This window comes from Pseudoalteromonas sp. 1181_04, assembly GCF_052850545.1.
On record NZ_VXCS01000003.1, the window covers coordinates 79,394 to 92,055 of the forward strand.

14 protein-coding genes are annotated in these 12,662 nt (G+C 39.0%); all 14 read right to left on the reverse strand.

Translation table 11 applies throughout. The annotated features are described in order from the left end of the window. Positions 1-66: 66 nt before the first annotated feature. The gene (locus FW757_RS03075; protein ID WP_145241233.1) at positions 67-315 is read right to left on the reverse strand and encodes a TIGR03643 family protein; all 249 of its coding nucleotides are present in this window, start codon (positions 313-315) and stop codon (positions 67-69) included. Between the two features lie 50 nt (positions 316-365). Continuing rightward, on the reverse strand, positions 366-743 hold the full coding sequence (locus tag FW757_RS03080) for a VOC family protein (protein WP_182718282.1): 378 nt from the start codon (positions 741-743) through the stop codon (positions 366-368). A gap of 83 nt (positions 744-826) precedes the next feature. Beyond that, positions 827-1,822 (reverse strand): fatty acid desaturase, encoded by a 996-nt coding sequence (locus FW757_RS03085; RefSeq protein WP_149981415.1) that lies wholly within the window; start codon positions 1,820-1,822, stop codon positions 827-829. A gap of 404 nt (positions 1,823-2,226) precedes the next feature. Next, positions 2,227-2,484: a hypothetical protein gene (locus FW757_RS03090; RefSeq protein ID WP_446440847.1), complete on the reverse strand. Its 258-nt coding sequence runs from the start codon at positions 2,482-2,484 to the stop codon at positions 2,227-2,229. A 313-nt stretch (positions 2,485-2,797) separates the two neighbouring features. Continuing rightward, a complete protein-coding gene (locus tag FW757_RS03095) occupies positions 2,798-3,097 on the reverse strand; it encodes a type II toxin-antitoxin system RelE/ParE family toxin (protein WP_182794693.1) in 300 nt (99 codons plus the stop codon). Next, on the reverse strand, positions 3,085-3,342 hold the full coding sequence (locus FW757_RS03100; RefSeq protein ID WP_149981240.1) for a type II toxin-antitoxin system Phd/YefM family antitoxin: 258 nt from the start codon (positions 3,340-3,342) through the stop codon (positions 3,085-3,087). Before FW757_RS03100 ends, FW757_RS03095 begins: the two co-directional genes overlap by 13 nt. A 415-nt stretch (positions 3,343-3,757) precedes the next feature. Continuing rightward, the gene (locus FW757_RS03105; RefSeq protein ID WP_446440848.1) at positions 3,758-4,186 is read right to left on the reverse strand and encodes a hypothetical protein; all 429 of its coding nucleotides are present in this window, start codon (positions 4,184-4,186) and stop codon (positions 3,758-3,760) included. Positions 4,187-4,839: 653 nt separating this feature from the next. Then, positions 4,840-5,349: a hypothetical protein gene (locus FW757_RS03110; protein ID WP_446440849.1), complete on the reverse strand. Its 510-nt coding sequence runs from the start codon at positions 5,347-5,349 to the stop codon at positions 4,840-4,842. An 85-nt stretch (positions 5,350-5,434) separates the two neighbouring features. Continuing rightward, entirely contained in the window at positions 5,435-6,061 is a 627-nt protein-coding gene (locus FW757_RS03115) for a hypothetical protein (protein ID WP_446440850.1), read from the reverse strand. Positions 6,062-6,430: 369 nt separating this feature from the next. Further along, positions 6,431-6,982, reverse strand: coding sequence for a cytochrome b (locus FW757_RS03120; RefSeq protein ID WP_446440851.1), 552 nt, complete (start codon positions 6,980-6,982; stop codon positions 6,431-6,433). A gap of 329 nt (positions 6,983-7,311) precedes the next feature. Next, positions 7,312-7,773 (reverse strand): GNAT family N-acetyltransferase, encoded by a 462-nt coding sequence (locus FW757_RS03125; RefSeq protein ID WP_182761168.1) that lies wholly within the window; start codon positions 7,771-7,773, stop codon positions 7,312-7,314. 187 nt (positions 7,774-7,960) lie between these two features. Beyond that, positions 7,961-10,396 carry an ABC transporter permease gene (locus tag FW757_RS03130; protein WP_182794634.1) on the reverse strand — a complete coding sequence of 812 codons (2,436 nt, stop codon included), beginning with the start codon at positions 10,394-10,396 and terminating at the stop codon, positions 7,961-7,963. 87 nt (positions 10,397-10,483) lie between these two features. Further along, a complete protein-coding gene (locus FW757_RS03135) occupies positions 10,484-11,221 on the reverse strand; it encodes an ABC transporter ATP-binding protein (protein WP_446440852.1) in 738 nt (245 codons plus the stop codon). A 17-nt stretch (positions 11,222-11,238) separates the two neighbouring features. After that, the gene (locus FW757_RS03140; protein ID WP_182761171.1) at positions 11,239-12,489 is read right to left on the reverse strand and encodes an HlyD family secretion protein; all 1,251 of its coding nucleotides are present in this window, start codon (positions 12,487-12,489) and stop codon (positions 11,239-11,241) included. Positions 12,490-12,662 lie beyond the last annotated feature (173 nt).

The window sequence follows — 12,662 nt, forward strand, 5'->3', positions numbered from 1 at the left end:
TTAACTAACTAAAGTGGTATCACTTTACGCCAACTTCCCTTGTATTTTCAACAAACGTTTAGGTCATTAACGGTTTTTATACTGGGTTTTACAGTGGCTGCGCATAATAGCGGGATTGCGTAATTTTAAATGTTTTGTTGTACGGCCAGCATGGCGCTTGCGCCAGACTTTAAACGAACCCGATGAGATATTGTCGCGCATAAAACTAACTAACTGGGAATGATTTAAACCATAAAGGTTTTCAATGGCTTCAAATGGCGTGCGATCTTCCCATGCCATCTCGATAATTCTAGACACTTGGCTACTATCAAACATAACAGACTCTTCTACAAAATATCTTTATACCCGACATAGCAAGAATACGATCAATCTGTAACTTCAACTCGCCATGATGGATTCAGCCGATTACACCCCGCCCAATAAAGTTTAATTTTATTGCCTGATGGGTCTTTTAACACCGCTTCTCGCCATAAATAACGCTGCACGGTGATCACTGATTCAAACTCAAAGCCCTTAGCTTTTAAGGAGGCGACCCACTTTTCTAGTTCTGCGCTTTCAAAATATATAACCGCACCATTACTAAACACATCATCAGTTAATAATAAAGAAAATGTAGCTTTATTAGGGCACTCAAAGCGTGAGTAATGATCCGTTTTTACAATTTGTGTAAAGCCCATGGCCAGGTAAAATTGATTTGCTTTTTCGATGTCACAGACAGGTAAAGTGATTTGATTAAGGTTCATAGTCGTTACCTAAATATTGAGTTAGATAACGACTTTAAAACCTTAACTTAACTTGAGGTCAATTAGTAATTTGTATCTTGATATTAAGAAGCTTGATAGCGATTTGCTTGTTTGATGCTAGCAAAATCGTTAAAGCGAACACCGTGTTTTTTCATTACCTCAAGTACTTTCTTGCTGATCATTTGGCGTAAATAAAACGGTTGATTCGGCACAAAATGGTGGATCGTATGGGTATGGCCAAAGTTAAAACAAAACAAGTTAAACGGTGCGAACAAGCGACTCGTTAAAACATGCGTTTGCTCCAGCATGTTATTAACGCCGCCATAGTAATGCATTGATGAAGTCACAAAATTTAATGAACTTGAACGCACAATATTAGGCACAATCAACACCACCATTAAAAACTCAAACACCGCCATAATGTCCAGCAACAACGCCGGCGAATTAGCCGCAAGTGGGGTAAATAAATCAACTAAATGGAACACAATTACGCTGTATAAAATAGCAAAGTACGCTGTGGTAACCGGAAACCCTGCGTTAAATACCTTAAAAAAGCTAAACCCTTTGATTTCTTTACTAAAACGTTTAGCGTTAATTAACAAGCCGAGTAAGCCATCAACAATTACCAACGCCCGTAACAATGGCTTTTTAATGCCATTACCCACTAAGCGCTCTTCTAAGTCTTGCTCAGTACCCGACACTTTATGATGATGTAAATGCATTTTACGGCGATACCATGGGCTAATAGTATTTGGGCGCATTAGCCACACTGTTAGCATCATAAAGTTATGTAGAAAAGGCTGGTTACTAAAGTACTGTTTATGGATCAGGTCGTGTTCAAGCTCGTGGGAAATTGACGCTGCAATGGCTGCTAAAATAATACACAGCCACGCAGGGATAATAGCGAAGTAATAAAGTGCACCAACGCCAATTAACGCACTGAGTGATAATAATAAAATAGCCATCCCGATAGTATTTTGATGGGCTAATAACGGGTGCTTTTGACGAAGTTTAGCTTCTTCAGCTTTAATCGCCTTAACAATGGCTTGAATATTTTCCTTAGCACTTAACGTGGTCATAAATAGCAACTGATAATCAAAGTTGCGCAAATGATACCCGAATAAATAAAAAGCTGCTAGAGCAACGAGCAACGAGCAACGAGCAACGAGCAACGAGCAACGAGCAACGAGCAACGAGCAACGAGCAACGAGCAAAGAGCAACGAGCAACGAGCAACGAGCAACGAGCAACGAGCAACGAGCAACGAGCAACGAGCAACGAGCAACGAGCAACGAGCAACGAAAAAATAAAAGTGCCGTTAATTTAAGTCAAGCATATTTTTTTAATATAACTACAGTTGGTTAAGTTAGCCGTAGCTAAATCGACTTAAATTAAAATAGCAGTCTTTTGACCTGTAAGAATTATTATGGCGACAGAGTGCCATGAACGGACGTTGCCGATCCTAATTGCTTGTTATTAGCATTTTAATCACCGCTACCTGTGATATTTGAACTGCTACTTGAGCCACCACCTAAAGGCTTTGATGAACGAGGAGGAACATCTTGTGACCTGTGAAATAACCATAATCCAATAGCAGCAAATATTGGAATTAACCAAACAAGAATAATTTGAGCTGCTTTTTGAAAAACCTCTAAATCATCTCTCTTTGCCAAGTAAATAGATACAACTAAATTTAATAGAGCTACTACTGCTAAAATAATGAACCAGTACTTGATTTCCACTTTGCCCCCTTGGCTTATAACGAGCCTGCAAAATAACTCGTTTTTAATTTATTTTTATTGATGGTTCAACCATAGCCCAGTTGCTATTTTGATTCAATCGACGACTGGCTTTCACGTAAAATATAAAAAGAGGGCTTGGTGTTGTTTTAATTGGCATTTTTGCAGGTGTTTGAGTGGCTTATTTTATGTGGTAAGTGCCTAGCCTTATCAGTACATCGTGATTACAGGAGGTGAACCGCCCACTGCACTTACTGTAAATAAAAAGCGCATATGGGTGATGTTGAAAGAGCTCAGGCTACCCGATTAATGTAAGCTACATTTGCAACAAGAACTTACGTAAATCACGCTCTTGTCTCATTATGTGTAAAATAAAAACCTTATCATTGTCTATTTTGTAAAATATACGACAAGGATTAACTATCACTTCACGATAATTCAGATTTGATAGTTCAATCGGTGTTTTCCCTGATTCAGGGAAATCTTCAAGGCGTTCAACTTTAGCAAAGATTTTCACCACCAACTTTTTAGCTGACAGCAAGTTACTCAATGCAATATATTCAGCGATATCGTTTAAATCTTCCAGAGCAGGATTTGTCCAGATTATTTCAGCCATTTATTCATTTTCTCTTTAGCTTCAATATTTGACGTAGTTTCTCCTCTACTTATTGCCTGCTCACCTTTAGCTAATGCCTCAAGGATTTGCATACGTTTTTGCATGAATTCGAAGTCATCAACATCAACAAGATACGCTGACGGTTGCCCATGTTCGGTGATTAATACGGGCTCTTTAGTTAAATGTAGCTCAGATAATATTTTCGTCGCTTGGCGTTTCAATGTTGTTACTAACTCTACTCTCATAATAACCTCCACAAAAATGTATCACTATAGTAGCACTGAGTAAGCAATTTAGGAAACACAGCTAACGAGCCTGTAGATTAAAATTAGACTAAACTAGACTGACATATTCGATTGATGAAACCAGCCCTCTTGAGTAGTGCCATGATGAAGTTAACCGATGAATGTCTCGGCTCTGGCATACTGCTTTGCTCTACCTTCTAAATCCATTTGGTCGTAGTGCCCCAGCGACCCCAAAAGGATATGGGGAAAAACCTGGCTGCTATAAAAGCGCCTCTATATGTGTTTGCCGTAAGCTACTTGCTTAACAGCCGCATCGACAGACGAAGTAAACGAATTTGTTTATTGAGTTAGAGTTGGCCTTCAAACGTCCAAAAAGGATACGAATGCCTATTGATAAAACTAAGGCTTATATGTGTTAGGTGTTTTGTATGCGCTTAGTAACATTGAGGTAAAAAGTTTCATAGCTTTCACCGTTAAACGGCCGGTACAAGCTACTTATATCTGGTTTAGATACAGACAATTGCTCAAATTTTCCATGAAACTCGGAGTTTAGTGGTAAGAAGCAATCACCTTTGAACTCTTCAAATTGATGAGCTGTTAAATCGATTATAGTGTTATCGGCGATAACCCAATAATGAACAGACCCTACTTTTAGAGAGTTTGTCTGGTTTCTAGTATAAACAACGTTACTGACACCTTGAAAGTCTAAATACAGCGCGAGCATCTGACTCGTTACTTCACAAGAACCGTCAGGAAAAGAGCTTAATTCAGCACCCAAAAATTGAGCGTCTTCTAGCTCTAATAAAAAAGCAGCTCCAAACCTATGTACTAACTCAAGTAACATTTAAAACTCCAGTACCAATGAAACACATAACGCCTGTAGCTGCTGTAAATTGCGAGCACAGCGAGTAATTTGACCGACGGTCTACATTTGTTAATCATTTATCTTCTTGATTAGCCTAGAAAGAGCAGAATCGATCTTGGGTGCTAGATCTTCCTCAGCTTCCAAATGTAGTCGACATTTATCCATGCTTTCAGTGGTAAGGCCACCAGTGCTTCGATGTATATCAGCTACCCAAAAGCACGCTTCGTAATAGCTCGAAATCTGATTTGCTAATTCATCACGCAAATACAAGCTTGCATTCCGTGATGGATAAAAGAGTTTAGATACTTCGCTTAACTGGGCAAATTCAGCCTTCTGCTGCATGTGCATTTTAATCTCGAAGAATGCGTCGTAGATTTCTTTTCTATGCCCAGACAGCGAGATTTCATTCGACCTTCTTGACTCGCACCACGCCCACCTCGCGTAAATAGCTGACAGTCCAGCAATAAGAACTGCGCTTATCGCTATGATGTCTGATGCCCCAAGATTTACTTCACAAGTGCTCATGATTCAATTTACCAACGCTCGCTTAACCAGCGCAAAATAGCAGACTAAAATTAGCGACGAAGGAGCGCAAGCCTGCTTTTTTTGCGTCCTTTGGGTTAAAGCGTTTGTTATAACTTCTTCGACAATGCATCTCTAAGTTGTTCAAGTACCCCTACTAAACTTTTATTTTTATCTGTTTTATCGATATCTTCTGGACACAGCCAATCAAGGAATTCAGTTGCATGATTACCGCCAAACATAGATACAATTTCATTCTGAACTTCATCAGCACTCAGGTAGTCCGCTTTATTACTAACATGAGCAATTGTGAAATTTCTTAGCTTTTTAATCGATGTATTTTTATTAAGCTCGTTATAAAATTTATTTCTCAGTTCGGTGTATTCATGTAGCTCCTTTTTGAAGTATTTACCGTACTTTTCGTTAACTTCCATGTACTTTGAGCAATTCAAAACTATTGCCGAAATACAAAGGCGCCATACACATTGCCTTTTCACTACATTACTTGGTTCTCTAAACCCTGCTCTAGCCTCATAGTCTCTTAATACATTTACAGCTGTAGTAAGATCCATCATTACATGTGTAAGAATTTCTTCTAATTCTAAAAGTTTTACGCTCATAATCTTATGTAGTTATAACGCCCGCAACGCCGGACAAATTGAAGTGCAGCGAAAGTTTGTTCCGAGTGCTTGCGCTTGTTAACACTCATTGGATTGATTTGCCAAGCTTAATGAACAATGCCATGTAAGTAAGCTGAATTTCTTCCATCAATTTTCTCACTTTCTCAGAATGCTCATCGTTCCAATTAGTATCATCCCATTCAACAATACCTGTACAAGCTGAAATGCAGTTTTGCAGTTTGATTAGCTCCATTGACATATTGGCGTCGGCTAAAATACTTACATATGCTGAGACCCTAGCCAGGGAAGAATCAGCTTTATCCTGAAGCTTTACATCCGCAAAGAATCTATCGCGTATCATCTGTTCGAATAGTTGTTTATTGAATGAATCGCCAGAGCTACACATTGAGTAGTACGCTTTTATAAGCGATAACGTATTGCTATAGATAGGCTCTATCTCTTTGACTACTCGATCGATAATATCCTTTTTAATTTCAGCAACACGCTTTCCATCTTCAAAACGATGAGTCTCTCGCTGTAGGCTTAAATCTTTGTCGCTCTGTAATTCAGCTACTTTTATTGATATTTCCTTAGCATTCTTATTTCCCAAGTAACCAAATACAGCTCCTAAAACTGCTACAACGTATGGCCCGGATACCTTGACGAGTTCAATCAATCCTTTACCTATTAATTTCCAAAATTCTAAATCCAAGGTACATGGCTCCTTTGAGTGTTCAACAATTTTATAGTGCGCGAAGGGCGGTTCTTTCTGCTCCGACCACACTCATATGTATACTTTACACAGTTTCAACAAATTAGCTAAGATATTACTATCACTAAGTTTTCTATAATCTTTAAGCAAAGCTAAATGAAACAATATACGCGCGCCGCACATATCCTTGAATATGTGCGCAAACAACAGTTTGACCACTTAATTAGCTATTATATTTAGTCAATTTCAATGTCTGGCTATCACTCTTAGCCGAACTTCGTCAAAGTGGCAATAGCGTTCAGTCAAACAGAAAGTAGCAAAATTAAAAAAGGGAGACTGAATCTCCCTTTTTTAAATTTTTATTCGCTGTTATTTTTTCGGCAAACGCATTCTTGCAACCGTATTATCAGATAAAACATAATGGTGGAATAAGGCGGCGGCTGCATGTAATCCAATCAAGTAATAACCAACTTCCCCTGCGGTTTCATGCAGCTCTTTGATGGTTTTAGCCAAGTCTAAATCTTTACTGGCCAACGGCGGCAGCTCTAGACCAAAAAACGGAATTGGTTTGCCTGCCGTGCTCAAAATTAACCATCCCGCAATAGGCATAGCAAACATGAACCCATACAAAATAACATGCACTAGTTTGGCCAGGTTATTTTGCCACTTAGCTGGTTCTGGTTTTATATCAGGAGCCGAACCACCTACTATGCGAGCAATTAGCCTAACGCTTACTAAAGCTAAAACCGATAAACCAAGCATAAAATGCCACATTTTAAAGGCATCTCGGGTTGTAGTCCCTTTGTCGAATAATTCGCGCAGTTCAATGCTTGCGTAAACAGCGACTATCAATATGAACATAAGCCAATGCAAAGCAATGGAGAGCGTATTGTAATGAGTTGTCGTGTTTTTTAAATTCATAATGCCTCTCGAAAAATGAAACGTCTCAACCTACCTCTTATGTTTTGAGAGCTTGAAGAGGTAACCTCTACCCTTGTACGTATTAAATACTCCACATACAGTAACCTATCGTTACTAAGTATTTAGTGATCTAAAACATAAAATTTGTATTTCAAAAATCATGTTTAAATATGGTTGGTTAAGCGTAAACAGTAAAACTTAAAATAAACTTAAGTGATTGGCATAACAAAATAACAACCGTTGGTTACCTTTCGATAAGTATTTGCTAGTTAAACTAATAATTGAAAAGAAATTGAATTTACAACGTTTTTTACACTGTGGCTTTTGAATCAAACAATGCCAGTTCGAAGCATGGCCAGCTTTTCAATACCGTGTTCGGGCGTCCATCTTTTAAACTCAACAAAGTCATGCTTTTTATATAACTTAATAGCGGGCTCGTTAACTACTGCGGTTTCAACTATCGCTGTTGATGCTGTTTCAATAAAGTTAGTTAACGCATAGCGGATTAACTTATCGGCGATGCCTTTTCTAAAATGCTTTGGGTCAACCGTTAAGCTATTAATTTCTAATCGCTCATTGATAATTACCAGTTCAATAACCCCTGCAAGCTGAGTATCGTCATAAAATCCATAAAAAAGCGTTTGCGAATTGTGTATGTCATTAACAGTGCGCGATAAAGGCGGAAAATTCTGCGTACCTATTAATTCAGCTTCTATTTTATAAGAGCGTTGAAAGGTGGTGTAAATTTGCTTTGCGACTGCCTCATTTGCATTATCTAACTTTGCAATCATTGACTGAAATCCCTGTTGTAGCATTTTTAGTTGTATAGACTGCAGATAATAACATTCAGCCCGTACCATCTTTATAATTATTATTAACTTATCAACGTGCCAAATTTTATAAAGTGTTTTTAAAAGAGCTAGTTGAAGGAGCTGATTTAAGCCTTTTACTCAATCAGTCCCTCCTAAACTACACACTTTACTGTTGTGATCCTTGTACACCGTAAATTGCAGGGCGCTTTAGCTGGGCACTTAAAGGTAAATAACACGCCAGTGCGCCAAGGCTAATTACAAACAATAAAGTCATGAATAACATACCAAGCTGCATAATTTGCGGTACTCCATCCGCAATCAGTTGTAGTGGTTGTTGTAAAGCCAGCAATAACGCAATACTGAGTATTATACCCGTTACGATTGCGCTGCCATTTTGCTTAAATACTAACAAAAACAATGCCAGTGGCTTTGCGCCAACACACAAATGAATACCAATTTCAGCACGCCTTAATAACACTGAGTAGCGCATAATACCTATCAAACCAATACTGGTTAAGGCAATAGTGGCAGCAATGATCATCAGCGTTGTCGCCGATACTACATATTGACGAAACAGTGCTGTATCGCGCTGTGCATTTAATGGCGCTAATTGATGAACTGATAAGCCTGAATCAATAGATTGTAATAAGGTGTTAAGCGTATTTTTTGTTAAGTGCTGAGCATTTTTAAACTCGATAATAAATGAATTATAACCAGCACGAGTCAAATAAGCTTTAGGCTCAAGCGACGTTTTCCCCGGTATAAGCATTGTTTTAACTATGCCTATTATTACTAAATCATTTTCGCGCCCTGAAGTTATATCAAAACTCAAATGCATACCCAATGCATTACCATCATTTGATAATTTTTCTGCTAGTACATCATTAATAATAATAACATTCGCATTACTTTTAGTATCCTCGTTTGTAAAACCACGTCCTTGTAATACGGGTTGTTTAAGTAATGAAAAATACTGCTCATCAACTGATTTACCATAAGGTAATACGTTTTGATTGCTTGCTACCTCAACCAATGACCAAGTAATTAAATTATCGTTTATAGGTGATGATGAACGACTTACTTGCCTAACCTCTGGCAGTAAAGCAAGCTCGTTAGCTACTTGCTCTAATAGCTGATTTGCTTTGTCTCTATCAGCCGCTACATGGCTTGCTACATTAACCTTTAAACTCGTTAATTGCTCAAGTGGCAGTGTGAAAGCCTCGTCAATATTACTTTTATTAACGCTAAAAACTAAAAAGTTAATAAACAATAATGTACACGCTACAGCTACTTGAAAAGCGACCAAGCCTTGCCATACGCGCTTGCCCACCTGCACTGTCGTCCCTTTTCCTGCTGACTTTAAACTACTTATCAGTTGTTGGTAATTTACTATTCGCGTACATAAAAAAGCGAACAGCGTCGTTAATATTAAGCCGCTAACCAGTGTGATAAGGAATGATACTGCATTAATAGAAAGCTCATTGGCGCGCGGTAATATTGCCATGGCAAAATCGCTTAAGGTTGCTAAAAAAATCGCCGCTAACGCAAGGCCTATTATACTTGCTAAGGCTATTAGTAAGGCAACCTCCAGCCAAAACTGTTTAAACAAAGTAAACCGTGTTGCGCCCAGCGCCGCACTCAGTGCTAATGTGTGTTTACGCGCTGCAGTTCTTACAATAAACACGTTACTAATGTTTACACAGGCAATAATAACCAATCCCGTTACAGCTAAAATGAGCCAATAAATATTCTGCGGTGTCTCTTTTAATATTACTGTTTGCAAGGTGTTTAGCTCAAGTTCGATATGCCAACCTGCAAAGAATGCTTCGGTCGTAATATGCTGTTGCCATACATCATCCACATACTGCGATAACCTTTTACTCGCCTGCTCAATGCTTACATCGCTTGGTAATTTAGCCACAAAATGGCTGCGCGAGTAACGGTTCCACCAAAATGGTTTAGCCTCTGCAGAGGTTAAATTATAATCCCACGGCAACCATACGTCAGTGACCTGCCCTGTTTTGATAAGTGCAGGCGATTTAAAGTTGGCTGCAGCCACACCTATAATTTTGAATTGCTGAGCGCCCACACTAAGTGTTTGACCTATTATGTTTTCTTTACTGGCAAAGTCATTTTGCCATGTTCGATAACTTATAACGGCAACGGGGTTAAAACTATCAAGAGCTTCAGTTTGCGTAAAACCTCGTCCTAAATGTAGCTTAATTGCAAACATTTCAAACCACTGAGGGGTAACAAATGAGGTGTTTACTATGGGTAAGCCCGCTACATCATCAAGGCGTTGTTCACCGTAATACACCAACGCAGCTTGCTCAAATAATTTATGATTTTTATATAAATCAATCAGTGCAGGGTAATTAAAAGCGCGGGTATTAAGCGCCCCGGTTTGGTCTATTTGAGCATATTCAGCTTTTACTAACCGCATTTGCTCAGGGTATGGCAATGGTTTTAACAGCATAATATAGGCAAGTGTTAATACAGTAATTAATGCAGCTAAAACAATACTTAACGTCGCTACAACACTTAAACTGTAAACTTTATGATTAGTTATATTAAGTAATGCATTTTTTAAATTATAAGTCATTATGGCACTCCGTTAAGTTATCCCTTAATAGCCATTGACGTTTTATTATTTTTGGATATTCCATTTTACTCTCACTAAACAGGTTATTTAAGCACTTAGCTGATCTTTTATACCCACAGCCCCTAGCATCTCACCATCCAATAGCTTTAGTTGCCTTGTAGCCATATCACAGTAACGCGGGTCATGTGTCACCATGCAAATAGTGGTGCCGGCTGCATGTAGCTCACTTAATACATGCATAACTTGATCTCCCGATTTTGAGTCTAAATTACCCGTTGGCTCATCAACTAATAATATTGCCGGTTCAGTCACCAGCGCTCGGGCTATCGCCACGCGTTGCTGCTGTCCACCAGATAATTGGTTAGGTTTATGACTCATACGATGCCCAAGCCCTACTTTTTCAAGGCACGCTTTTACTTTTTCAGCAATTATTTGCTTGTTTGGTTTACAGTGGTGATAACGCAGTGGTAATGCCACGTTGTCGAACACACTTAACTCATCAATTAAATTAAATGATTGAAAAATAAATCCTATTTTTGCATTGCGAGTTTCAGCAGCCTGATTCAGCGAAAGTGCAGAAACGTTTTTACCGTCAATTAAATATTCACCGCTGGTTGGCATATCAAGTAAACCCAATAATGAAAGTAATGTTGATTTACCACAGCCAGATGGCCCCGATATCGACAAGTATTCACCGCGATAAATACACAAATCAATACTACGCAGTGCATAGGTTTGTAACTCTTGGGTTTCAAATACCTTACTAATTCCTTTCATTGCTAATACGACATCGGCTTGGGTGTTCGTTATTTTTTGCTCTGTCATTATTTTTATCCTGTTCATTAGTTAATTAGAATTTCGCTATTGCTGCGAGTAAGGTTGGTTAAATCTGAAATAATCAATTGCTGATCTAACTGTGCGCCGCTTAGTATTTCGATAAAGCGCCCAGCCTCGCGACCAAATTTGATATCAACCAAGTGTGCGCTTTGCTGCTGTGAGTTTACCTGATACAGATCTCTTACACTGTGCGGTTTTACGTTTGCTGGGCGCTCGATATAAGTAACATCTTTTAGCTGTGCGACCTTAATATTGGCATCGACGGTTAATTGCGGCCGAACATTTTCAGGGAGCTCTTTAGGCAACGATAACTCTACCTCTACTGTATTATTACTCACCACAGGGCTGATGCGTGACACCTTTGCCATAACAACACCGCGGCGTGTATCTACTTCTGCGAGCTGCCCTAACCGAATATCATCTACTTGATTTTGTGGTACTTGAATAATTGCAATTAACGAATCAACCGAGCCGATAAGCGCAATTTCTTGCCCTGCATTTACGCTTTGCCCAAGCTCAATCGGTAAACGCTGTAATACCCCATCCATTCCCGCTACTACAGATAGATTGGCCAATTGTGTTTGTGCCATAACTACTAACCCTTGTTGCTGTTTAATTTGCTCAAGCTGAATGTTTTCAGATTCTATGTGTACGGCTTTTAGTTGCTCTGAACGTTGCTTAGCTATTGCTAATTGCTGGCGAAGTTGTTGCTCGTCTAACACGCTACGCTGATAATTAAGCGTTGATACTATGCCCTGTTCAACCAAACTGGTTTCAGCTTTTAATTTTAGTTTGGCATTTTCGTAAGCGGCATGGCTTTGCGCCACATGAGAGCGCTCGTTTAATAACTCGCGAGTATTGTTTAATCTTAACTGGCGTAAGTTAGCATTGAGTTTATTAAGTTCTTGCTGCGCATTTTCGAGCTGTTGCTCAAGCGCTGGATTGGCTAACTGCACAATCACTGAGTCACTGGTCACTATTGCGCCTGGTTTTAATAAAATAGCCTGCACAGTGGCCAACGTTTTTGCCGTAAGCAATTGCTGCTGCGCAGATTTAAGTTCACCATAACCTGTAACCGTAATCGCAAGCGCGCCTTGGCGTACATCACTAATAATAATATTACTGCGCAATACTGACACACCTACTTGACTGCTGCGCTGATAAATCACTGCCACAATTAAAATAACAGCCAGTAATAAAATTAGCTTATGCCAAAGCGATAACTGCTTGACTACTTTTGTTTTTACTATGTCCATATTGCACCGCATTATGCTTTGTATATCTAAGCTATAGCGAAACACGTGCCAACATTAAAAATCAATAAATACAAACAATTACAAGTATGTACTATTTAAAAATTCTTATTGAGCGGCGATACCGGACTCCTCAGTATCAATTTGAGACTGGCCATGGTCTTGCGCTTTCGTTG